Annotated in this window: 20 protein-coding genes; 5 read left to right on the top strand and 15 right to left on the bottom strand. The window is 70.6% G+C overall.

Features of this window, described 5'->3' with window-relative positions:
- Positions 1 to 36 precede the first annotated feature (36 nt).
- The 5 genes from CLV70_RS15605 to CLV70_RS15585 form a co-directional block, all read right to left on the bottom strand.
- On the bottom strand, positions 37 to 747 hold the full coding sequence (locus CLV70_RS15605) for an RICIN domain-containing protein (RefSeq protein WP_146164072.1): 711 nt from the start codon (positions 745 to 747) through the stop codon (positions 37 to 39).
- A gap of 4 nt (positions 748 to 751) precedes the next feature.
- Positions 752 to 2,569: a type IV secretory system conjugative DNA transfer family protein gene (locus tag CLV70_RS15600; protein WP_106127197.1), complete on the bottom strand. Its 1,818-nt coding sequence runs from the start codon at positions 2,567 to 2,569 to the stop codon at positions 752 to 754.
- A complete protein-coding gene (locus CLV70_RS15595; RefSeq protein ID WP_245908245.1) occupies positions 2,566 to 4,344 on the bottom strand; it encodes an ATP/GTP-binding protein in 1,779 nt (592 codons plus the stop codon). The genes CLV70_RS15600 and CLV70_RS15595 overlap by 4 nt, the downstream gene beginning before the upstream one ends.
- Positions 4,341 to 5,816: an SCO6880 family protein gene (locus tag CLV70_RS15590; RefSeq protein WP_211303771.1), complete on the bottom strand. Its 1,476-nt coding sequence runs from the start codon at positions 5,814 to 5,816 to the stop codon at positions 4,341 to 4,343. The genes CLV70_RS15595 and CLV70_RS15590 overlap by 4 nt, the downstream gene beginning before the upstream one ends.
- Before the next feature lie 115 nt (positions 5,817 to 5,931).
- Positions 5,932 to 6,264 (bottom strand): hypothetical protein, encoded by a 333-nt coding sequence (locus CLV70_RS15585; protein ID WP_146164071.1) that lies wholly within the window; start codon positions 6,262 to 6,264, stop codon positions 5,932 to 5,934.
- Here CLV70_RS15585 and CLV70_RS15580 point away from each other — a divergent pair.
- Entirely contained in the window at positions 6,245 to 6,511 is a 267-nt protein-coding gene (locus CLV70_RS15580; RefSeq protein WP_106127194.1) for a hypothetical protein, read from the top strand. The genes CLV70_RS15585 and CLV70_RS15580 overlap by 20 nt on opposite strands.
- A gap of 54 nt (positions 6,512 to 6,565) precedes the next feature.
- Here the strand turns inward: CLV70_RS15580 and CLV70_RS15575 are convergent, their stop codons facing one another.
- Complete coding sequence (locus CLV70_RS15575) at positions 6,566 to 7,495, bottom strand: zf-HC2 domain-containing protein (RefSeq protein WP_106127193.1); 930 nt, start codon at positions 7,493 to 7,495, stop codon at positions 6,566 to 6,568.
- Positions 7,496 to 7,715: 220 nt separating this feature from the next.
- On the opposite strand from CLV70_RS15575, the gene CLV70_RS15570 reads away from it, so the two are divergent.
- Complete coding sequence (locus CLV70_RS15570) at positions 7,716 to 8,339, top strand: response regulator transcription factor (protein WP_158277770.1); 624 nt, start codon at positions 7,716 to 7,718, stop codon at positions 8,337 to 8,339.
- Between the two features lie 51 nt (positions 8,340 to 8,390).
- Here CLV70_RS15570 and CLV70_RS15565 read toward each other — a convergent pair whose 3' ends face one another.
- From CLV70_RS15565 to CLV70_RS15550, 4 genes are all read right to left on the bottom strand, one after another.
- A complete protein-coding gene (locus CLV70_RS15565; RefSeq protein WP_106127191.1) occupies positions 8,391 to 10,415 on the bottom strand; it encodes a S8 family serine peptidase in 2,025 nt (674 codons plus the stop codon).
- Complete coding sequence (locus CLV70_RS15560) at positions 10,381 to 12,282, bottom strand: RICIN domain-containing protein (protein WP_146164069.1); 1,902 nt, start codon at positions 12,280 to 12,282, stop codon at positions 10,381 to 10,383. Before CLV70_RS15560 ends, CLV70_RS15565 begins: the two co-directional genes overlap by 35 nt.
- Before the next feature lie 29 nt (positions 12,283 to 12,311).
- The gene (locus tag CLV70_RS15555) at positions 12,312 to 12,914 is read right to left on the bottom strand and encodes a sigma-70 family RNA polymerase sigma factor (RefSeq protein ID WP_106127294.1); all 603 of its coding nucleotides are present in this window, start codon (positions 12,912 to 12,914) and stop codon (positions 12,312 to 12,314) included.
- Positions 12,915 to 13,200: 286 nt separating this feature from the next.
- Positions 13,201 to 13,932, bottom strand: coding sequence for a DUF6668 family protein (locus CLV70_RS15550; RefSeq protein WP_245908243.1), 732 nt, complete (start codon positions 13,930 to 13,932; stop codon positions 13,201 to 13,203).
- Between the two features lie 32 nt (positions 13,933 to 13,964).
- Here CLV70_RS15550 and CLV70_RS15545 point away from each other — a divergent pair, with 32 nt between their 5' ends.
- Both CLV70_RS15545 and CLV70_RS15540 read left to right on the top strand, forming a co-directional pair.
- Positions 13,965 to 14,264, top strand: coding sequence for a hypothetical protein (locus CLV70_RS15545; protein WP_146164068.1), 300 nt, complete (start codon positions 13,965 to 13,967; stop codon positions 14,262 to 14,264).
- Positions 14,265 to 14,339: 75 nt separating this feature from the next.
- Positions 14,340 to 15,356: a S66 family peptidase gene (locus CLV70_RS15540; RefSeq protein WP_106127188.1), complete on the top strand. Its 1,017-nt coding sequence runs from the start codon at positions 14,340 to 14,342 to the stop codon at positions 15,354 to 15,356.
- Here the strand turns inward: CLV70_RS15540 and CLV70_RS15535 are convergent.
- From CLV70_RS15535 to alr, 3 genes are read right to left on the bottom strand one after another with little or no spacing between them, the layout of a single operon-like run.
- The gene (locus tag CLV70_RS15535; protein ID WP_106127187.1) at positions 15,340 to 16,380 is read right to left on the bottom strand and encodes a CapA family protein; all 1,041 of its coding nucleotides are present in this window, start codon (positions 16,378 to 16,380) and stop codon (positions 15,340 to 15,342) included. The genes CLV70_RS15540 and CLV70_RS15535 overlap by 17 nt on opposite strands.
- On the bottom strand, positions 16,377 to 17,348 hold the full coding sequence (locus CLV70_RS15530) for a hypothetical protein (RefSeq protein ID WP_106127186.1): 972 nt from the start codon (positions 17,346 to 17,348) through the stop codon (positions 16,377 to 16,379). Before CLV70_RS15530 ends, CLV70_RS15535 begins: the two co-directional genes overlap by 4 nt.
- Positions 17,345 to 18,535, bottom strand: coding sequence for an alanine racemase (alr, locus tag CLV70_RS15525; RefSeq protein WP_211303770.1), 1,191 nt, complete (start codon positions 18,533 to 18,535; stop codon positions 17,345 to 17,347). The genes CLV70_RS15530 and alr overlap by 4 nt, the downstream gene beginning before the upstream one ends.
- Positions 18,536 to 18,766: 231 nt before the next feature.
- Between alr and CLV70_RS15520 the strand changes: the two genes are divergently transcribed.
- Entirely contained in the window at positions 18,767 to 20,107 is a 1,341-nt protein-coding gene (locus CLV70_RS15520) for an RNA polymerase sigma factor (protein ID WP_106127185.1), read from the top strand.
- Here the strand turns inward: CLV70_RS15520 and CLV70_RS15515 are convergent.
- Positions 20,100 to 21,386 carry an acyltransferase family protein gene (locus CLV70_RS15515; RefSeq protein WP_106127184.1) on the bottom strand — a complete coding sequence of 429 codons (1,287 nt, stop codon included), beginning with the start codon at positions 21,384 to 21,386 and terminating at the stop codon, positions 20,100 to 20,102. The two genes, CLV70_RS15520 and CLV70_RS15515, sit on opposite strands and share 8 nt — an antisense overlap.
- The gene (locus CLV70_RS15510) at positions 21,383 to 22,462 is read right to left on the bottom strand and encodes a D-alanine--D-alanine ligase family protein (protein ID WP_106127183.1); all 1,080 of its coding nucleotides are present in this window, start codon (positions 22,460 to 22,462) and stop codon (positions 21,383 to 21,385) included. Before CLV70_RS15510 ends, CLV70_RS15515 begins: the two co-directional genes overlap by 4 nt.
- Positions 22,463 to 22,469 lie beyond the last annotated feature (7 nt).

Raw genomic sequence — 22,469 nt, 5'->3', positions numbered from 1 at the left:
GACCCTTCCGGTCGGGCCGGTCGTGACGCTGCGGCATCACGACGCGAGGTACCACCACTGGTGCGCGACAGCCTGGTCGCAGTCACGCAGGACGATGCCGGCATCCGCGACGATCCGGCCGGCCACGACGTCGACGCAGGCGTGCTCCGACCTGCTGATCAACTGCCCGGGATCCGCCGAGAACCGCTGGCGGGTGCTGCCGTCGCAGGATGCGATCCGGAGCATCGGCCCCTTCGGGGCGTCGAGGCACCAGGCGCCCAGCCGGACGGTCTGATCCGTCTCGATCGTAAAACGCTGCGTCGGTGATCCGTCGCAGGCGGCGAGCACCAGCGATGAGCGGTCTGCGAGCGACCGCGCCGCCAGGCAGAGCGCGGAATCCTCCGAGACGATACGCGGACCGTATGCGACGTCATCGACCGATTCCCCGGAGACTGCCACCACGAAGCGCTCCCGGGGCCGGTCGTCCCCGGTCACAGCCAGGGTGACGACCGAGCCCAGAGCGACCAGTGCGGTGCCGCAGCCGGCAACGGCAATCAGGCGAGCGGTCCGCCCGGCCCGGACGTGGCGACCCGGGCGCGTCTCGACGGTCTGGCTGGCCCACTGGTGGGCGAGGCTCGGAACGGGCCGCGCCGGCGCCGGCCACCATTGCGGCGCCCGGCCCCGGCGTATCGCTCGTAGGGCACCGATGAGCCCGGCAGCCAGCGTGGCAAGAGCGAGAGCGAGAACCGTCCACATCGGGGGAGACATGGACTCAGCCACCGTCCCACGCGGGGGCGACCCGGAACTCGTCGCTGCCCGCGGAGCGGCGATAGTTCGGCCGGCGCGCCCAGCTCTCGGTGGCACGCTGGGTGATCGCCTCGACCTCGGCCTTGGCGGCCTGCGAGATCGGGCCGGCGTTGGGCTCCTTGTACCAGGGACGCAACCGGATGAGTGCGGGCCGGACACCGGTGGCGAGCAGCAGAGCGGTGCCCTTGGGCAATGCCCTGATCTTGTCGGCGGGCAGCACCTGTTCCTGCCGGTACGACGTGGACCGGGACGTCCCGTCCTTGCTTCTCGACCAGCTGGGCGTCTTCACGTCGTGCTGGCCGACCAGGCGCGCGATCTTGTCCACGAAGTCGGCGTCGTCGAGACCCGCGCCGAGCAGCTTCACCGTGGCCGCGCTCCACAACGCGTCCATACCGGGTTCGCCCCACACCCGGACGCCCTGACGATAGCTCTGCAGCAAGGTCACGACGTTGATGCCACGCGAGCCGAAGTGGCTGTACAGGTCGGGAAGATCACTGATGCGGCAGACGTTCGCCGCCTCGTCGAGCACGGCGGTCATGGGCGGGTCGAGCCGTCCTCCCATCCGCTCGGCGGCGACCACGCCGGCACGCATGGTCGCGTCGGCCAGCCCGGCGATCACCCCCGCGGCCGATCCACCGCCGTCCTTCGACAGCAGATAGAGCGTGTCGCGCCCGAGAACATGCTTCTCCGGAATGAACTCCGGCCGGGCCGGGTCGGGACTCACCCAGGCGAGGATGGCGGGATCGAGCAGGCAGGCCACGCACTGTCGAGCGGTCTCGTAGATGCCGTCCCGGGTCTCCACCGCACCGCGGACCGTACCCTGCAACTGCTCCGCCATGGCCGGCAGGCCGACATCCCGCAGCAGGTCGATCGGTGCCCGGTCGGCCGGATCGGCGAGCCAGCCGAGAAGATCCGTGATGCTCGCCCCGCCTCGGGCGGCTGCGAGAAAAAGCGCGGTCAAGGTGTTCTGCGCCGCGGAGATCCAGAAGTCTTTCTTGGACGAGTCGTCGTTGACGGAGGCGACGAAGTGACCGGCGAGCCGGCGAGCGCCCTCGATGGTGTCGCAGCCGGCGAGGATGTCCCACCACATCTCCCGCGGCGTGTGGGCGATGCCCTGCGGATCGAAGGTCCAGACCGTACCCACCTTCATCCGCTCCTGCCGGGTGACGGTGTAGACGTCGGACTTGTTGGACGTCAGCAGTACCGAGCCGCGAGCGCGCAGCAGCCGGGGGATCGCGATACCCGTCGACTTACCGGCTCGCGGTGCCATCAGGTCCAGCTCGACGTCCTCGAACGAGGAGCGCAGTTCGGGTCCGTTCGGCATCAGATCACCGAGGAGGTTTCCCGTCTCGTCCGGATGCAACTTCTCGACGCTCTTGATCGAGGGCCGCAGGTCCCGGGCGCGCGCCTCGGTCGCCTTCGGCAACATGCTCGCCACTTCCCGCTGGGAAGCCAGGCCCTTCGTACGGCTCAGCATGCTGACGATCTTTCGTCCGGCCACGAAGACGAGCAGGACGACGACGGTGAGGACCAGCGCTACACCGCCGTAGACCGCCCAGGCGGGCGCCCCCGGCCACGCGACCGAGGTGTCGCCGGACAGGATCGCCACATAGATCTCAAGTTCGAAGGGCGGCGGGTGCCAGCCGTGACCGGTAATCGCGGCGCCGATCGTGCCGCCCAGACCGACGACACCGAAGACCATCGTGGCCAGCAAGGCCAGTCCGGGGATGAGCCAGGACATCATCTCGTTGCCCAGGCCTCCCCCCTGCGGGGACGAGCTCATCCCAGCTCCCCTTCCCGCACAGCGGCGATCGGCAGAGGGCCGTTCCCGGCCGCCAGCATCGCCTCGGCCTCCGCACGCTCGGCCGCCACACGCTCGGCATACCCGTTCTGGACCCACCGGGTGTTGGTGTCATGCAGGTGACGTTCGGTTTCGGTGATCGCCACCCGGATCGGGATCCCGGGACGCCCACCGACCTTGATGAGGAAGCGGCCCCGTCCGGGCGGCTCCTCGTTCTCTCCGTTCTGCGCCCAGCCGGGTGGCGACGACCACGAGGAGACCAGTTCGATCTCGCGACGCGACAGGCTGATCACCTTGCCGAGTTCCTCCATCTCGGCTCGCGGCAGCCCGGCGCACGCCACCATTCCGGCGCGTTCGACGAAACCACGCGCTTTGGCCTTGTCGGATTCGTTGCCCAGCGCCTCGGCGTCCTTGAGAGTGTGCGTGATCTTGGAGTCGGCCAGGCCCAGCGAACGGTTGAGCCGGGTCAGTGCGTCGATCCGGTCCACGATGCCGGAAGCGGCCCGCAGCGGACGCCACAGCTCGTCGAGGACCGTGAAGAACCACCGCCGAGGGGCAAGTCCGGCATCGGCCAGCGCATGCGACGCGGCGACCGTACCGAGCCCGTCCGACCAGGCCGCTAGCATCGCCGCGGCGGTCAACTGACTGTCTGCCTCGCCGATCCGGGAGATGTCGATGCAGACAGCCGTGGCATTGGGATCGATATGAGTCGACGTCTCCGCGGCGAACGTGTCGCCGAGCGGACCGTCGAGGATGCCCAGCAGCGAGCGATGCAGCGGATCCACCGCGTCCCGGTAACGGGCCTCCTGCCCCCGGTCCAGGGTGATCTGCCGAACCCGGGGCGGACCCTCCTGGAGCACCGCGAGCAGATCGGCCAGGTGCACCGCCTGCCCGGCGGTCGTCCGTTCCCGGAGATGGCGAAGACAGGCCGAAAGCACCGACTGCTCATGGTCGGTGATCGGCTGACCCCGCACGATGGTCAGCAGGGCCGCGACCATGTTGAGCACTCGGCCGTGGGTCTCGGCGGCGAGCACCTCGCCGGCCTGGCCACCGATCTTCGCCGCGGCGGCGCCCATCGCACCGGGATCCAGTACGTTGAGCCCGCCCACCCCACGGGCGATGGAGATGACCTGCCCACCCAGAGCACGCACGGTGTCCGCGTAGTCCGGCTTCAGGTCGCCGAGCACCAGCGGTACGACGCCCTGCGCGGACAAGCCGATGAGCATCCGGTTGATCAGGGTCGATTTGCCGAGACCCGGCATTCCCAGCATGAACAGCGAGGGGTTGGAAATGTACCGGGCCCGGGTGAACCAGTTGAGCGGATCGCCGCACACGGTGGCGCCGGTCGCGAGGTGCTGGCCCAGCGGTACGCCGGTGCTCGGCGCACCCGATCCGGAGGCGAACGGCCAGAGACCGCACGCCTGCACGGTGGTGGCGCGCCACATGGTGGGTGGATCCATCGTGGCGACCCGGCCGCCGGCGGTGCCGGGTGACCCGCGATGCGGAACGTTCTCGGGCTGGTTCGCCTTCGCGGCACGTTCGCGGCGGCGCGCCTCGACCAATTCGATCCGGGCCTGCCGCTTGGCGGCCTTCTTGAGCTCGCGCGGCGTCTGCTTGCCGAGCTCGTCGGCCTCCCGGTCCTGCTCTTCCAGCGGTGGAACGACAAGGTCGGTGAGACCGGTCGTCGGACCCGATGCCCCCCGCTTCCACCCGGCCCCGAGGTCGAAGATCCGTAGCCGGGTACCGCTCGTGGTCACAACGCCTCCTGAAGCTCGTGCGGCACCATGCTCTGCTCCCAGGGCAGAATGCCGGCCGGCAGACTGCAACTGAACGCCGCGGCCTGCATCCGGTCCGCGGGCCGCATGGCGAGACGAGTGGCGCCCAGCATGTTGCGCATCGTCACGTCGGCGTCGGAGATCTGCTCGGCGGAGTCCACGGTGACCGTCACGACCATCGAGAACTCCACCAAGCCCGCACCCGCCGCTTCCTCGCTGGCAGTCTGTTCCGCGGCAGCCACCTCGGACGCTGCTCGCGCCCGGACCATCCCTCGCGTGGAGTTGGCCATGAACTGGGCCGCGCGCCGGTCGGCCTCGACGATCTTCGCCGAAGTGCCCGGATCGATGGGCCGGTAGAACAGCGCCACCCGCTTGCGCCGGATGCTCGGTGCAGGATCGAGCAGGGTGCGCAGCACGCTGGAGCGCACAGTGCCTCTCGGCGCAAGGGTCAACAGCCAGCTGCGAGAGACGCCCGAGTCGTGGCTGTACGCATTGACCGTCTCCACCGCGGCGGCCGGTCCGGCGTCGGCCCAGTCAAGCCCCGTACCGCCGTGCTGTGCTCGTACGTCGAGGACATCTGCGGCGACGGCCGGGTCGTACGCCACCCGTACCACCTCGGCGATGCGCTCGGCCGACAGCGGCTCCGCGGCGCCGGCACCGGCACTCACCAAACCGCTGACCAGACCTTGGATCCGCAGTGCCAGGTCGGTGAGAAGCTCATCGGAGCCACGCTTCTGGTTACCGGGAAGACCGTAGGTGAGCGTGATGTAGGTGTTCATCTCGGAGGAGGCGTCCGGGTAACGCTCGACCACTTCCTCCATCACCGCACGGGCCGCCGGCGGCGCATCCGGTGAGATGCGGGTGAGCACCTCGGTAGCGAGCCGGGTGCCAGGGTCCGGTGCCGTCTCCACAATCACCGATGCGCCGCGCAGGCCGGGCTCGTGCGCGAGCCTGGACAGCCAGTCACCCCACAGCGCCACCCAGATGTCGATCTGGTCCGGGTCGACCAACGAGCCGCCGTCGGGTTCACAGGCGAGGACGATGGTGTAGAGGTTGCGATAGCGATGGTGCAGGACGCCGAAGGGCCGGTCGTACGGGTCACGGCCTTCCATCATCGTGACCTTGCTCAGCATGCCAGGAGGCCGGAACCGCCCACCGGGACGCGGGGAAAGTGGGCCGGAGACGTACAGGTGCTCTCGCATCGCCCTGCGCCGGGCCCAGCCGATGCGGACCAACATCAGGTTGTACACATTGCGACCGTCCTGGGTCCGCAGCGCGAGCGGCACCAGCGCCAGCACCAGCGGCACGAGAACCGTGAACGCCGCGGCCAGGGAGATCAGCGACGCCAGGAGCACCACGATGAGCCCGCCGAACATGAGCGCGGTCCCGATCAGACCGAGCGAACCCAAGCCGGCTTTGCGGGGACGCCGCCAGTTGCCGTACGTCCGTGCCATCGCAGCTTCCGTGGTCACGACTCTCGACCCCCCTTTTTCGGTGACTTGCTGGAGATGGACAGCCACACAACGGGCGCGCCATCGGCGTGGTTCACGGCTGCCCGGTTTTCCGCTCTCAGTTGCACAGATCGCCGAGGTTCCGAGCTGCCTGCGACAAGGCGGCACCCTCCTGGTGGGCGGTCCCCAGACGGGTGACGGGCAGGTATGCCGCACCGGCGTCGGCCAACTGTTGAATGGCGGCACGCAGACGTTCGTCGGAAGATCTGAAGGCCAAGCGGGATAGTCGCTCGGTGGTCTTGGTGATCTGCGCACGCATCGGCGCGAGTTCCGCCGTCGAGTAGACGGGATCCGCGCCAGGCTTGGCGACCTTCACCAGAGCCTGGCTCATGGCGTTGTAGGCCTCGCCGGCCTCTCGGCAGGCATCGTCCTTGCTCACCGAGATCGTCACCGCACGGCTCACCATCTCCGACGGGAGCGGGACCGCCGGTGGCGCGCCGACGGTCATCGGTGCCGAAGGCGGTGCGGAAAGCGTCGCGCCGGTGGACGGCTGCGGTGCGACAGCCGGGCTCGCCGGAGGATCGGTCTGGCAGGCGGCGGCTCCGGCCAGGGCCGCCATGGCCAAGGCCGCCCGTACCGCTGTCCACTTGGCAGGTTTCATCCCCGTCGTCCTCTCCGTCGGCCTGACCCTTGCCTGACGGACAGACGGGCGCGCAGGTTCACCGACCGCCTCGGAGACGGGCGAGGGGACGTCAGCTGGCGGTCGGCGCCGGCTGCTCGGCCGAGGTCAGGTAGGCGGAAACGACCCGTCCCGCACCCGCCTGGACGACAGTGAAGTACGACAGCGCGCCGAGAGACACATCGGCCCCACCGCTGAGCTCTTGGACCTTACCGTCGCTCGTCCAGTTCTGCAGTGAGAACTCTTGCCCGTCGGTGGTAACCGCATACAGGCGATACGCCTTGGCGGCCTTGAGCCCGTTGACCGTGGCGTGAATCGTCACACCTCCGCCTTCTCGCTGGGTGGCGGAGATCGAGAGGGAGGCCCCCGTGCCGTCGTTGGCGGCCGTCGCGGCCACCGTGGTTACGGAGGTGGAAGAACCGTCCGGCGAACGCAGCAGCGCGCCGATTGCGAGACCTGCCACAACAAGCACCACAGCCAGCATCGCTCCGGCTCGGTAGAGCGCTGTCTTGCGACGGTTGCGCTTCAGCGGCGGGCGGCGGGCGGCGGAATCGGGCCGGTTCGGCGGCGAGCTTTTGCCGGGCAAGCCTCCGGACCGGCCCGGAGGCGAACCTTTGTCCGGCACACCGGTAGGAAGTTCCGGGGTATTGTCCTGCCTCGGACGCACCACGCGGCCGGGGGAATGCTGGACGGATGGCGCAGAGATGGGCCTCGGCGCGGCGTCACCGGAAGGGACATCACCCAAAATCCGAGTCGGCCCGGGCGAGGACGTTCCAGCCCGGCGAAGGGCGCCGAAGTTGTCGCTCAGCTCGCGCCGGTCGTCATCGGAGAGCAGTTCGAGCGCGGCGATGGTCTCGACCACCTCGTCGGCCGTACTGCGGCAGCTCGGGCAGGACTGAAGATGGCGCTCCACCATGTCGCCCTGCGGCCGGTCCAGCGCATCCATGTAGTACAACCCGAGCGAGTCCGTCACATGCTGCTCGTCATCGGCGATGTCAACCACCTACATCAACCCTCAGTCTGTTGCCGATCGTCATGTCGACCTATGAACGACGGGGCACACCACCTGGTTCATCCGGGCGCTTCCACATTTCCGGCTGTCACCCGGGCGTTCCCCGCCGCCGCCGGCTTCGCGCGGCGCCAACCGCCCGCGGGGAACCGTGAACCTGCCCGTTGAGCCCACCGTTGTATCGGCAATCCAGCCGATGAACCGTGGAGGGGCCTTGTACTCGGTCGCCGTCGTCGCCGACCTGCCCATGTCTCGAGTGCACCTCCGACGAGCCGCCGCCCACGCCTTCGGGCTCCGGGTGGAGACCGTGGTGGGTACGCTACCTCAACTCGATGCCTGCGGACGGTCGCACGACATCGTGATCGTCGAGCTGGCCCGGGTAAACGACGCGACCCTGGCGCTGGTGGCCCGGGCCGCCAAGCACGGCCGCACAGTCGTGGCCGCCGCGTGGAACGGGCCCTCCGAGCTGCTCGCTGCCGTTCACGCCGGTGCACACGGTTGCGTCTCGCGGCCCAGCGACCCGCGCGAGCTGGCAGTCGCCCTCGATGTCGTCACCCGGGGTGGCTTCTACGCCGGCTGGCCGGAGGCCACGCCGACGCTGCCGGAACGGGCTCGGGGCGGCCTGGCGCCCCGCGAGCGGGAGACCCTCCACTGGATCGCGTACGGCTACACACACTCGCAGATCGCCACTCGCATGGGGCTGTCCGAAGCAACCGTCAATACCTACGCGAAGCGGTTGCGCACCAAACTCGGAGCACACAACAAGGCGGAACTCACCCGGGTGGCGATCGAATTGGGCCTTCTCCGGGAGGTGCGGTCCGACGCACCCACCGCCTGAGCGGCGCGAACCGGCTCCGGCGGTGGGTGGCGACGGCAGCTGACGGCACGGTCAGTCCGTCCAGTGGTCGTCGGGATCGGACCAGTGGTCGTCGGCCGGCTCGGCGTCCTTGCGGACCGGCACGGTCCCCGGTGTCGCCTTCCACGGCTGAGGACCGTTGTTCCCCGACGGAGGGAACGGACCGGCGCCAGGCGTACGGGGCGCCGGCAGAGGGAACGGACCGGCGTCGGGCGCGGACGGAGGAGGAGGAGGAGGAGGAGGGAACGGACCAGCGGAGGGCGCGGGTGGCACCGGCACGATGGGGCTTGCGCCGGCTCCTCCACCGACCCCGGCACCGGCCCCGGCACCGACCCCGGCCAATGCCGGTTCGCGCACCTGCGACCGAGCGTCGTACAGGTCCATATCACTGTCGTACTCAGCATCGTCGTCCTTGCGCAGCAACTGCCGGATCCGGTAGCCCAGCAGAGCGGCCGCGGCGAGCATGAGCGCGACCGTCACGATCAGGACGGTGGTCCGCGTCGAATCCCCGCCCCCGTTGCTTTGAGCGCGGGACTGCTGCTCGGCAGCGGTGAGTTCCTGCACCGCCGGCGGGGTCGCGGTCTTCTCCTCGTCGAGCGTCTTCGTCACCGCCGAGGCGGGGTCGAGGAAGCCCCATCCGAATTGGCTGTGCGGGGGTGTGCCCTCTCCCATCCGGTCGGCAGTGGTCTTCAGCCGGTGGGTCACCTGCGCAGCGGTGAGATCCGGGTAGGCGGAGCGGATCAGAGCGGCCTCTCCTGCTGCCAGCGCCACAGCATAATGGGTGCCGCTGCCGTTGACCGGACCGCCACTGCCGAGGCTGGTGACATTGATGCCCGGAGCGACCACGTCGACCGCGCCCCTGCGGTAGTTGAGTGCCCATTGGTCGTCGATGCCGATCCCAGCCACCCGGACGGTGCCCTCGCCGAGCACCGCGGCCGGGTTGACCGGCCGGTCCTCGGTGGGAGCTCCGAGAATCACCACGACGTCATGCGCCACGGCGTCGGCGATGGCCTTGGCGACATTCGTGTCCGTCGCGTCGATGACGGAGCCGAGGGCGATGACCGTCGCGCCCGCGGCCACGGCGGTGTTGATGCCCTTGACCTGCGCCTCCGGCGTGAGGGCAACCTTGTCGCGAACCACCCGTACGGGAAGAACCGTGGCGTCCGGCGCGACACCGACCGGGCCCTCACCCTTGACCTGCTTGGCGACGAGCAGGGCGGCCATCGCTGTGCCCGTACCCAGACAATCGCTGTCGCCGCGCCCCTTGTCGTCGGAGACGTCGATGCCGACGGAGACATGCCCGCTGAGCTGCTTCAGGCTGCCGTTGACGCCGGAGTCGACCACCGCGACGAGTTGCCCCTTGCCCTTGCTCTGCGGCCACGCCTTGTCCGCTGCCACGCGCAACCTGGCCCAGTCGGATTTCGTGCTGGAGGTGGAGGTCGATGGGCAGTTGGTGGCCGGGGGGATCTGCCCGGCACCCGGCGCGGTGCCCGGCACGATGCCCGGCTGGAGGCTCGGACGCGTGCCGGGCGCAGGGATCCCCGGAGGAGACGACACGGAGCCCTGCGGCGGCGTGTTCGGGGCTGTCGTGGTGTTCGCCGGAGGTGGCGGTGGCGGTGGCGGATTCGTCCCCTTCTTGACCTTGGGAGGTTTCTCCGACAGGACGCCGTACTGGAGTCCCGCGCCTACGGCGTCCCACGGCACCTTGAGACGCCAGCCGGCGTGCAGCTGGTTCGGATCGGTGAGCACGCCCTTGTCGGGCTGGATCCTCCCGGTGTTGAGGTTGAAGATCTCGACCGAGCGGGCACCGCTGCCCAGGAAACGGGTGGCGATCTCGGTCAGATTCTCGGGCTTGCCTTGGTATGACGAGGTGACCGTGTAGTACTTCACGTACTCCTCGTCCGCGGCGCTCGCCGGCGTCGCCGCGGTAAGAAGTGCTGCCGTCACGACGGTGGCGGACAGGCACAGGCCAGCCGTCCGGGTGATCCAGGACATCGACGCGTTCCCTCCAGTAACGCCCGGGCTACCGGGACACGACCCAGCGTTGGTCAAGCGCATCGGCCTGGAGTTCCCACTGCTCGATCCAGTAGCCGTTCCAGGTGCCGTCCTCGCGCGGGGGACCGAGGTCGTCGCCCAGGACGTCGAGTGCCTTGCCGGAGTTACGGTTGATGAAGTGATACTGACCATCGCCCGCTTCACGGAACGCCCATTGCTGGTTGGGGTCGGCGGCATCGGTGTCGAGGACGGCCACCTTCTTGCCGTTTTCCTTGGCGCTCTCCTCGATGCCCAGCGACTTGCCACTGTAGGCATTGGTGATGACGTAGTGATTCTTGGCCTTCGACGGCCGGATGCGCCAGAACTGGTCCTTCGCCCGCTGGTTCTGCCAGAACTGGATACGCACGCCGGCACCGTTGCTGGTGTCGTCGCCGGGGAGCTCGAGGACCTGGCCTGTCCAGGCATTCACGATCTGGTAGCGGACGTCAGGATCGAACAGCGGCTTGTTCGGCGCGGTGTTGACGGGGGCCGGCTTGGACGTGACGACCGGGGCCGGGGGCGACGACGAGGTCGGAGTGCCGCCGGAGGGAGAGGAGGAGGAAGGGGACGACGGCTGGGACGGTGGCGTGGTCTTGCGGGTCACGAGCCGCTTGTCCGTCTCGTACTGGGCGGTGTATGCCTCGACCTTCTTTGCAAGCTGCGGGACGTTCGCCCGCGGCAGCCCGTTCGCCTGCCGCACCGCATCGGGACCCCACTGGTACGCCGCCAGCGCCAACGTGTACGGGTCGGCACCACTCAGCCCGGTGAGCTCGTCACTGAGGACACACATCGCGGTGCCGAGGGCCGGAATGGCGTCCTTCGGCTTCCACACAGTGGCGTCGCGCGACGGCTGGTAACGCGCCCAGGTACGGGGAGTGAACTGAGCGATGCCCGAGCCGCCGTCGTCGGACCGCAGGTTCGGGTTGAAGCCGGACAGCACCATGATCTGGGCCGCGATCCGGGCAGGGGTGATCGTGGGGCAGATCCGGCCGGCGGCGCGGACGGACGAGACGTACTCGTCGGGCACCGGAATGGCCGCCGGGGTGCTCGGGGGCGCCGAGATGGGATCGGTGGTGGGGCGGAAGGGATCCTGCTTCTTGTACCACTGGGCATACGCCGACACCCGGTCCACGTAGGACCGGGCGGAGGCGGGGACCCCGTTCGCCTTGACGGTCGCGTCGAACCCGGCGCGGTCGGCCGCCACTGCCAATGTCCAGAGGTCGCCCTCTACCTTCTTCGCCCGCAGCTGGCCGACGAGCTCACAGGTGTGGTGAGCGAGGGCCAGGATGTTGGCTTCCCGATCGGCCCGGCGAGCCCCGTTCCAAGGCCTCCACTTCTTCCACGTCGTGTCCTTCAGCCCGGCAACGCCCTTCCGGGTGCCGGACTCGGCGGCGCCGGGATCGAACCCTGACGCCGCCATCAGCTGCGCGGCGAGCCTCGGCGGCGTGAGTGCCGGGCAGGAGAGGGCTGCGGCGACGATCGGCTCGACGTCACGTTCCGGTACCGGCTTGCCCGCCACCTGGTCGGGGTCCGCGAACGCGGATCCGGTCTGCGTGACGGTCAGGGTGATGCCGCCGAGGACCAGCACAGCGGCGGCGACCACGTCGATCCGCCTACGGCCGAGGCGAGACAGCCTTCTACGTTTGCTGGATCGGCGCCCGCCGTCCGCCGGCGACGTCGACTTCACAGCCTCGGGCGCGGCCGCCTCGCCGGCCTCAGCCGGGGTCGCCTTCCCTGCCTCGGCGGAACCGGCCTCATCCGGGGTCGCCTTCCCTGCCTCGGCGGAAGTTGTCTTCTCGGCCTCCGCCGAGGCCGTCTTCTCGGCCTCGGTAGGGCTTGCCTTCTCGGCCTCGGGTTCCGGCGCCTTTTCAGGCGGGGTGTGGTCACTCATCTCGGCAGTCCTCGGGTCTGAAGGTGATGTCAAGAGTCGGCGGCTTCACGGAAGGTAAAGCCCCGCTCCGCGAGCGCCTCTCGCAGCGCCCGGAGCGCATAGAACGTGCGGGACTTGACCGTTCCGGTCGGTACGTCCAGGATCTCTGCCGCCTCGGCGACGGAACGCTCCTGGAAATAGATCTCGACGAGAATGGTGCGGAGCCGCTCGGGCAGCGTGGAGAGTGCCGCGCGGACCTCTTTCCCCTCGAGCATGCGTTCGATGGCGTCATCCGCTCCCGCATGAGCATCGAGCCGCTCGTCGAAGTACTCGGCCGGGCGTACCTGGGCGGCCCGGACCTGGTCGATGGTGATCCGGCGCGCCACGGTGAAGAGCCACGCCCGATTCCAGCGGCCCTCGGCGTTGCGGGCGTCCGGATTCTTCCAGGCCCGCACAAGCGTCTCCTGGAGGATGTCTTCCGCCCAATGCACGTCGCCCTTCGTCAGGCGGGTGATGTACGCGAGGAGAACAGGCCGGTGCACTCGCTGGAGGTGCTCGAGGGCGTGGGTGTCGGGGGTACCGGACTGGACGGCTGCCGCCCTCGAGGTGGTGTCTGTGCCTCTTCCGGGCGGAGGGAAAGACGTACTCGGCATGGGCTCGTCCGATCCGGGTCGGTCCTCGGAGTCGCTTCCCCCGACGACGGGGTACAGCGGCCGGACCAGAACCGCCCCACCCGCTCTCTCCGTCGGCATCTGCTTCTCCGTCTCACCACTCGTCTGCAGCCACCACCACAGGAGGGTGCCGGTGGCAAATCGGATGGTTGCACCATTGCCGGAAGGGTGTCGCGTCCGACGACCCGTCTCGCCCGAACAGCCACCCAGATTTGCGTATTCGTTCCTCGGTCCGGAGGTTCACCCGCCGGCAGGGCGGATCGTTCGTTCAGGCCGTCATACGGGCGCCCAGAAGAACGGCTCGGACCCGCTGCTCCAGTTTGGTCACCTGACGCGGCAGCCGATCGATCTTCTTCCCGATCCGCCAGGCCGGGATCCACGGGATCCGATACACCGGCACGGCTGACCGGAGCACTTTGATGCGGCTGAGCAGGGGGCGCGGAAGCCCTCCCGGCGCGTCGGCCACGAGCACGAGTCCCATCAGCTGCATATCAGCCGGATGGCGACCCTCGCGGATCGCGTTGAGCGCACGCGACGCGGCACGCAGGCCCTGGGCGTGCGTACGGGCCACGAGCAGCACCCGGGCCGGCTCGTTCCGTGCCGCCTGCGGCCATCGGCAACCCAGGTCCACCCCGCCGAGTACGGCCGTGAGCGTCGTCGCGCCACATCCGCCGTGCGCCGCGACCCAGGCCAGGCCCTCCCCGGAAAGTCGCCCCGGCGACACGTCCACCGGATGCACCGGGCCCGGCACGGGTGGCGCGGCGACCTGAGGCTGATGCGGCTGCCACCGCTTCACCTGACGGCCGGGACGAGCCACCGTGCGAGCCGGTGGGACGACGCCGGACTCGGGGTCGTCAGCCGGGAGTCCCATCCCCGGCGCCTCCTCGATCGGCGCGGACGCGGGTGTGATCCGTTTCCCGAAATAGGTGTGCGAGTGCCGGCCGGGAACGGCCTCGGCCGTCTGCTCGCCGTCGACGGCGGCATCGGGTGGGACGTGCATCCGCATCTCCCTCCTCAATCGTCGGCGGCTCCGTGAACCGCACCGGGCCGACGCTCGTCTGGAACGGCGAAGGCCCGGACGAGCCCTTGTCGAACAGCCACAACGGACGTGCCGTGGTCCCGGTTCACAGCGCCCGGGAATTAGCCGCGGCGTACCGGACGAAGGAGGCGGTAACGATGAATACGTTCTATCGTCTCGCGCACGACGCGGGCCGCGGCCACGAGGTGCTCGCCGCATGGTGGCGCCGTCGGGCGGCGCGGAGAATCACCACCTTGCGGCGGGAGAACGCCCGGTTGCGGCGGCTACTGATCGACACCCGCAACAAGCAATGACCGAAAGAGCCCACCCACGGACGCGATAGCCATATTTCGCGAGACGCCCTGACGACGGGCTGCTTCAATGCGGGGATGCTGACTCCCGGCGATCGCGTCGCTGTCCTCTCCCCGTCCTACGCCGCACCGGCCGAGTTCCCGGCCGTGCACGAGCGGAGCCTGGAGCGGCTGCGCGACGAGTTCGGCCTGGCGCCGGTCGAGTTCCCCACGACCCGCCGGCACTCCACGCCCCGGGAGCGGGCCGCCGACCTGATGGCCGCGTACGCCGACCCCGCGATCCGGGCCGTGTTCGCGACCATCGGCGGCGACGACCAGATCACCGTGCTGCCCCACCTCGACCCGGCGCCGTTCGTGGCCGACCCGAAGCCGTTCTTCGGCTACTCGGACAATACGAACCTGCTGAACTGGCTCTGGTGTCACGGCGTCGCCGGATATCACGGGATGTCGACGATGGTGCACCTGAGCCGGGCGTCCGGTGTCGGCCCGGAGGTCGCGGCGTCGCTGCGGGCCGCCCTGTTCACCGGCGGCGACCTGGAGATCCGCCCCGCCGCCGAGTTCCGCGAGGACGAGCTGAACTGGGGCGATCCGATCGCGCTCACCGGGTCGGTGCCGTCATTGACGAGCCCGGGACGGGTCTGGCACGGCGCCGGGCGGGTGGTCAGCGGGCGGACCTGGGGCGGCTGCCTCGAGTCCCTGCACCCGACGCTGGCGGTGGGCCGCTGGGTGCGGCCGGTCGCGGACTACGCCGGCTCGATCCTGCTGCTCGAGACGTCCGAGGAGATGCCGTCCGCCACGGCGGTGTTCCGCATGCTGCGCGACTTCGGCGAGCGGGGACTCCTGGAGCAGTTCCCGGCCGTGCTGGTCGGCACGGCCAAGGCCACCGCCCTGTTCCAGCCGCGTCCCGTCGAGGAGCGGCAGGCCTACCGCGACGAGCAGCGGGAGGCGGTGCTGAAGGCGTTCGCCGCGTACCACCCGGAGGCGATGATCGTGTTCGGGGTCGACTTCGGACACACCGACCCGCAGTGGGTGCTGCCGTACGGCGGGCGGATGACGGTCGACGGGATCGCGCGCACCATCACTGCGCACTACTGACGGGGTCGAGGCCGGCGCACCCGCGCAGCGCGGTGAAGTTGTCCCGGGCGATGCCGGCCCGCCAGCCGGCGAGCACGGTCGGCCGCCCGGTGCCCGAGACCACCGTGGGCACGAACTCCGAGCCGACCACCGTACGGCCCCGCACGGTCAGCCGCAGCACGCCGGCCCGGGCGCTGTACGGCTGGAACAGCCCCGAGCTGTACCAGAGGAAGTTGCCCAGCCCGTACGCGATGTAGGCGTCACCGGAGCGCCCGGCACCCTGCAGCACGTGGGCGTGCGCGCCCACGATGATGTCCGCACCGGCCCGGATGAGCCCGGCGCCGAAGTCGCGCTGCAGCGGGTTCGGGCAGCGGTCCCCCTCGGTGCCCCAGTGCGGGAGCACGACGACGAGGTCGCTGTCGGCGCGCGCGGCCCGCACCGCGGCGAACGCCCGTTCCTTGTCGAACGCCATGGCCAGGCCGGCCTTGTCCGGTCCGGCCGCCCACTCCTCGGCGAGGTCGTCCACCTGGTCGAAGGCGAGCACGGCGATGCGGACGCCGCGCACCGTACGCCGCAGGGGCTTGTACGCCTCGTTCACGTTGCGGCCGGCGCCGACGGTGCCGATGCCGCCGCGCTTGGCGACCGCCATGGTGTCGGCGAGTCCCTGCCGGCCGTAGTCGAGGCTGTGGTTGTTGGCGAGCGACACCACGTCGATGCCGGCGGCCTTCAGCGCGGGGACCGCCGCGTCGCGCGCCCGGAACAGGTACCGCTTGGGTTCCGGCTTGCCGCGCCCGGTGATCGCCGTCTCCAGGTTGACGAACGTCAGGTCGCCCTTGGCGAGTTCCTTCGCCACCGGCCCGAACGTCGTGGCGGGGTCGGCCAGCAGCTTGTCCACCCGGTCCTGGAAGTGCACGTCGCCCGCGAAGGTGAGGGTCAGCTCCGGCGTGGCGGTGCCGGCCGTCTTCGGCGCCTCCTTGTCGGACGCACAGCCCGCCGGGGCGAGCAGCAGGGCCGTCACGGCAACCGCCGCCAGTCGTCTCCTCATGGGTTGACCTCCGCGAACGTCCGGCCCCGGACCTTGCGGCCGATGGCGTGAAGCACGATCCCGCCCAGCACGATTCCCGCGGTCAGCACGGCCGGCTCGGCCACCGCGACCGCGAGCTGCACGGCGGAGCCCTGCACCGACAACCGCGGCAGCAGCACGGAGTCCGCCAGGGCGAGGACGGGAACAAGAAGCAGATACGCGGGTACGGCCGCGGCACCGGCGACGGCCAGGAGCCGCAGCCGGATCAGGGCCGCCAGCGTGAGCCCGAACGGCACGGCGGCCAGCCCGGCCACCACCACGGCGAGGCCGGCCGGGAAGCGGTCCACGGCGAGCACGGCGCCCCCGGCGGCGGCTACCGCCGCGCGCGGGACCAGGCTCCGCCAGGAGGCCGTCTCGACGAGCTTGTCGACGCCGCCGGCCATCCGCAGCCCGACCGCGAGGAAGACGGCGAACGTCACCGTCGTGGTCAGCAGGGACGCCGCGGCGAGCAGCGCGACCAGCGCCACGCCCGGGAGTCGCTGCGTCGCCTTCGCCAGCACCGGGAAGAGCCCCAGGACGTAGAGCAGGGACAGCTGGGGTGGCGGGAGGATGACGACGGTCAGCAGTTCGCGGACGTCGCGGATCGGCACGCCGAGCAGCCCCGGGTTGTAGCGCCGCAGCAGGACCAGGGTGACGCCGATCCACACCACCTGGCCGACCAGGCAGGGCAGCGCCCAGGTGAGGATCAGCCGGCCCCACGGGAGGGCGACGAGCCGCCGGATCACCCGTCCGAGGGACACCATCAGCAGGGGCGCGCCGAGGACCACCGCCACCCCGCCGGCCGCCCACCACAGCAGCGGCACGGGCAGCGTGATCCCCCACTCGATCTGGAGATAGTGCCGGGCGACGACGAACTCGACGATCGCACCGCACAGGCCGATGCCGGCCGCGGTGGCGAGCACGCCGGCGCTGTCTGACGGCCGGCTCACGGGGTGTCGCGGCTCTCGTATCGGCGTCGCACGCGGGCTCCGATTCCGGTGAGGATCTCGTGCGGGTTCGTGCCCGCCCACTCGGCCCACTCGGCGGCGGTGGGCTCGCCGAGGTCGCCGGGACCGAGCATGACAGCCCAGTCGCCGGCGCGTACCGGCAGGTCCCCGACGTCGAGGACGACCTGGTCCATGCTCACCCGGCCGGCGACGGGGCAACGGACGCCGTGTACGGACAGCGACGCCCGGCCGCCGGTCTGCCGCGGCACGCCGTCGGCGAAGCCCAGCGGCACCAGCGCCAGCGTGGTCTCGCGGTCGGTGAAGAAGTCCGGCCCGTACGAGACGCCGGTGCCCGCCGGCACCCGCTTGGTGAGCAGGATCTGGGCGCGTACGGTCATCGCCGGCCGCAGGCCGTAGGACTTCCCCGGCACCGGCTCGATGCCGTAGAGGCCGATGCCGGCGCGCAGCAGGTCGTACCGCGCCTGGGGCACCTGGAGGCCGGCGGCGGAGTTGGCCAGGTGCAGGATCGGCGGGGCGAGACCGGCGGCGGTGGCGGTCTGCCGGGCCGCCTCGAACTCGCGGATCTGGGCGAGCAGGGCCGGCGACTCCGGGTTCTCCGCGTTGGCGAGGTGCGACCAGAGGCCGCGTACGCGCAGCAGCCCCGCGCTCTCGAACTTGCGCGCCCACGCGAACAGCTGCGCCCACTCCTCCAGGGGCGCGCCGCCGCGCGACATTCCGGTGTCGACCTTCAGGTGCACGTTCGCGATCGTGCCGGTGCGATCGGCGGCGTCGGCGAGCACCTCGAGGGCGGCGACCGCGCCGACCGACACGTCGATCCCCGCGGAGAGCACCGCCTCGAACGTCTCCGTCGGCGGGTAGAGCCAGAGCAGCAGCGGCGCGCTCAGGCCCTCCGCACGCAGGGCGAGGGCCTCGTCGACGGACGTCACGCCGAGCCAGGTGGCGCCGTGGCGCAGCGCCGTACGCGCCACCTCCGCGGCACCGTGGCCGAAGCCGCCGGCCTTGACCACCGCCATCATCCCGGCGGGTCCGGCGGGCGCGGCGAGCACGCGGGTGTTGTGGGCGATGGCATCAAGATCGACAACGGCCTCCGCCATCGCCGTCACCGCCCGGCCCCCGATCGAGGCGTTGAATTCGACACTCGGCGCATGGTGGGGGACGGCCCTGCTCATTCTGAAGACCATTCACTGATCAATCCGCCGCCGTTACGGACAGTTCCGGCATCGCCACACGCTTGTCGGAAAGGGCCATGATGGCCCGAGGCCGGGGCAAAAAGAACCTGCGTAGGCCCGGCACGTGCACGATTTACCAGGAGCAAACACGTCGACGGGAAGAATCGCACCACCATGCAGAGCGGTCATGATCTTTTCACACTCGCGCGCCCGGAGGGACCACTGGCGGACATGGCGCATCAGGAGCACGCCGTCACCCGCCTGGAGCACTACCTCCGATCGGCGCGCAACCGCGCCTTCGTGGGCCGTGCGGCGGAGATGACGGCATTCCGGTCCGCGCTGGCCGGCGGGTCGCTCTTCACCGTGCTCTACCTGCACGGCGCCGGCGGCACGGGCAAGACCACTCTGCTGCGGCGCTACGCGGTCGAGGCGGAACGGGCCAACCGGCAGGTCGTGCGGGTGGACCGGTTCGAGCCCGGCGGCCTGAGCCCGGCGCTGCTCACCGCGGTGCCGCCGACCCCGGCGGGGATGGCCGGACCGGTGCTGCTGGTCGACGAGTTCGAGCGCTGGGAGCCGGCGGAGTCGTGGCTGCGCGACGAGTTCCTGCCCGGTTTGCCGGTCGGCACGGTGGTCGTGCTGGCCTCGCGGACGCCGCCCGGTGTCCAGTGGACCGCCGACCCGGGCTGGAACGACGTCCTGCGGGTGCACCGGGTCGCCGACCTGTCGCCGGCCGAGGCGGAGATGCTGCTCGACCGGTACGCCGTACCCCGCCGCCGGCAGCCGTTCCTCAAGCGACTGGCGGGCGGCAACCCGCTCGCGCTGCGCCTGGCGGTGGAGGCGATCGGCGGGGACAAGGACGACGACGAGGTACGCCTCTCGGTGGCCCAGGCCGTGGTCCGCCAGGTGGTCGGCGACGTGCCGTCGGCGGCGCACCGGCACGCCCTGGAGATCTGCGCGTACGCGGAGACGACCACCGAGAAGCTGGTCCGCGCCACGGTCGCCGACGGTGACGCCGTGGAGCTGTTCCGCTGGCTGTGCGAGTTGCCGTACGCCGACTGCGGCTCCGAGGGCGTGTGGGTACGGCCGTACGTGCGCAACGCCGTGCGTACCGAGTTGCAGTGGCGCGACCCGCTGCGCCACGAGGCGGTGCTGTCCCGCCTCGAGCAGGGCACCACGCTGGTGTCCGCCGTACGGGTCGAGTCCCTGCCCCGCCCCGAGTTCGACGCGGCGGTCCGCGACGCCCTGCGCTCCTGGCGGCGCCCCGACCTGCTGGCCGAGAACCCGCTGGTGCACAGCCGGATGGTGGCCGCCTCGGACGCGTCCGCCGAGCCGGTGGCCGCGCTGCGGGCCGTCCTGCAGTCCACTATCGACGCGCTGGGCGAGGACCCGCGGCAGGGCAAGTCGCATCGGGCGCTGGTCGCCACCTATCTCGGCGGCGCGCCCACCCAGGAGGCCGCGGCCGAGCGCCTCGGGTTGCCGTTCAGCACGTACCGGCGGCACCTCAACCGCGGCCTCGAGGTGCTGTGCAGCCTGCTGTTCCGGCGCGAGACCACCGGCATCGAGCTCACCTGACCCGCGGCAGCACCATCGTCGCCTGGTCGTCCCATTCGGGTTCCGCGACCGGCGCGGCCGTGGGTTGCGCCGGCACCTCGGCGGGCGCCTCGGCGGCGGCCGGGCGGGAGCGCGACGGCAGGTCGAAGAGCCAGGTGCCGCCGGCCGCCTCGATCCAGGCGCGCAGGCTCAGGCACGCCATGACCAGCAGCGCCGTGAGCACGATCGGCAGGAAGACGGCCAGCAGCAGCTGCACCGGCGTGCCGGCGTCGGAGAACGGCTTGAGCAGCGCGGCGTGCAGCAGGGCCAGCAGCGGCATGTGCATGACGTAGATCGGCAGCGTGTTGCGGCCCAGCATCTCCAGCAGCTTCGCGACCCGCTTCAGGCGTTCCAGCTGCACCGCGCCCGCGACGCCGACGACCACCGCGAACGCGCTGACCGCGGGCCACACGCCGAACCACTCCTTGGCGTTCAGCAGCCGCATCGCCAGCATGATGACGAGGTAGGCGGCGCCGCCGGCCACCAGCATGCGCAGGTTCGCCGTCCGCGCCAGGCGCTCGATCCACGGCTTGAACCGCAGCCCGGCCAGGAAGAAGAACAGGTTCTGGTAGAGCTGCCCGCGGTTGCCGGGGGCGGCGAGCAGGCCGGCCGAGGCGACCGCGGAAAGCAGCAGCGCCGGGCCGAGCACCACGGCCGTCGGCAGTTCCCGGGTGAGCTTGGCGACGACGAAGTAGACCGCCAGCGCGATCAGGTACCACAGGTTGGTGGGGGTGATGGTGACCTGTTCGAGGAGGTCCAGGGCTTTGCGCGCGGCGAGCGTGTCGAAGTTCGGCACCATCGCGAGCACCGTGGTGTGGACGATGAACCACACCGCGTACAGGTAATAGAACTTGGCGATCCGGCTGCGCGCGGTGACCTTCCACGTGCGCCGCACCGCCGACGCCGCGAACATCCCGGAGATGGTGAAGAAGACCGGCATCCGCAGCGGCAGGAGCTGGTCGCCGAACGCGCCCCACAGGCCGGGGATGGGTGCCGGCAGGTGCCAGGAGATCTGCAGGTAGTGCTTCATGATGACGTGCCACAGCACGACCAGCACGATGCAGACACCCTTGGCGACGTCCGCCCAGCCCGCCCGCGGCTTCGCCGGCGTCCGTACGGTGTCCGCCTCGGCCCCGGCCTCCGGCTCAGGATCGCGGACCGGCTTCGGCGCGGGCTGCGGCGTCACCGCGGGCAGCAGCTGCGTCGGAGCGTCGTCCGCGTCGGTGTAGGAAACCTGGGCCCACCATCCCCCGTCGCTCACGACGGAAGCGCCGGGGCCGGCCGGCGGTCACCGGCGAGGGCTGTCGCGATCAACAGATCGAGAAGCTCCGGGTACGGCGTGCCGGCCGCCTTCCACATCCGCGGGAACTGCGACATGGCGGTGAGTCCGGGCATCGTGTTCACCTCGTTCACGGTCAGCCCCCGCTCGGGGTCGACGAAGAAGTCCACCCGCAGCAGGCCGGCGCAGCCGAGCGTGCGGAACACGCGGATCGCCTCGGCCCCCAGCCACTCGGTCGTGTCCGGGTCCAGGTCGGCCGGGATCACGAACTCGGTCAGGCCTTCGCGATACTTCGCGTCGTAGTCGAAGAAGCCGTGGCCGCCGACGACCCGGATCTCCAGCGGCGGGCTCGCGACCAGCCGGCCGTCCGGCAGCTCGAGCACGCCGACGTCGATCTCGCGGCCCGGCACCCCCGCCTCCACCAGCACCTTCGCGTCGCACAGGCGGGCCGCGTCGACGGCCGCCGCCAGCTGGGCCCAGTCGTCGACGCGGGAGACGCCGATGCTCGAGCCGCCGCGGGCCGGCTTCACGAAGGTGGGCAGGCCCAGCCGCTCCCGCTCCGCACGGGTCACCTCGTCGTCGGCGCCGCGCAGCACCACACCGTCGGCGACCGCGATGCCGTCGGCGGCGAGGATCTTCTTGGTGAACTCCTTGTCCATCGACGTGGCGCTGGCGAGGACGCCGCTGCCGACGTACGGAAGACCGGCGAGCTCGAGCACGCTCTGCACCGTGCCGTCCTCGCCGTAGGGGCCGTGCAGGATGGGCATGACCACATCAACGTCCCGCAGTGCCTCGAGGGCACGGAACAGGCTCTCCACGATGGTGGGGCGCCACCCGTCCGGTTCGGGGGTCATCGCCCGCAGCGCGGCCTCGTCGACCGTGGCGGTGGCCAGGTCGGTGCCGACGATCCACTCACCCTCGACGGTGATCCGGACCGGTACGACCTCGTAACGGCTGCGGTCGAGGCACTGCACCACGCTCGCCGCCGACCGGCACGAGACGTCGTGTTCGGTGCTCCGGCCTCCGAAGAGGACCGCTACTCGGACCGTTGGGGGCACGTCGCAT

It is taken from the genome of Pseudosporangium ferrugineum (assembly GCF_003002065.1).
GTDB classification, from domain to species: Bacteria; Actinomycetota; Actinomycetes; order Mycobacteriales; family Micromonosporaceae; genus Actinoplanes; species Actinoplanes ferrugineus_A.
This window is presented reverse-complemented; position numbering and strand designations above follow the sequence as displayed.

Coding starts and splice junctions, on each gene's coding strand:
- CLV70_RS15560 (WP_146164069.1), bottom strand. CDS start 12,282: ATGAGTGACCACACCCCGCCTGAAAAGGCGCCGGAACCCGAGGCCGAG.
- CLV70_RS15535 (WP_106127187.1), bottom strand. CDS start 16,380: ATGAGGAGACGACTGGCGGCGGTTGCCGTGACGGCCCTGCTGCTCGCC.
- CLV70_RS15600 (WP_106127197.1), bottom strand. CDS start 2,569: ATGAGCTCGTCCCCGCAGGGGGGAGGCCTGGGCAACGAGATGATGTCC.
- CLV70_RS15540 (WP_106127188.1), top strand. CDS start 14,340: ATGCTGACTCCCGGCGATCGCGTCGCTGTCCTCTCCCCGTCCTACGCC.
- CLV70_RS15565 (WP_106127191.1), bottom strand. CDS start 10,415: ATGCGCTTGACCAACGCTGGGTCGTGTCCCGGTAGCCCGGGCGTTACT.
- alr (WP_211303770.1), bottom strand. CDS start 18,535: ATGAGCAGGGCCGTCCCCCACCATGCGCCGAGTGTCGAATTCAACGCC.
- CLV70_RS15590 (WP_211303771.1), bottom strand. CDS start 5,816: ATGGCACGGACGTACGGCAACTGGCGGCGTCCCCGCAAAGCCGGCTTG.
- CLV70_RS15605 (WP_146164072.1), bottom strand. CDS start 747: ATGTCTCCCCCGATGTGGACGGTTCTCGCTCTCGCTCTTGCCACGCTG.
- CLV70_RS15555 (WP_106127294.1), bottom strand. CDS start 12,914: ATGCCGAGTACGTCTTTCCCTCCGCCCGGAAGAGGCACAGACACCACC.
- CLV70_RS15520 (WP_106127185.1), top strand. CDS start 18,767: ATGGCGCATCAGGAGCACGCCGTCACCCGCCTGGAGCACTACCTCCGA.
- CLV70_RS15550 (WP_245908243.1), bottom strand. CDS start 13,932: ATGCACGTCCCACCCGATGCCGCCGTCGACGGCGAGCAGACGGCCGAG.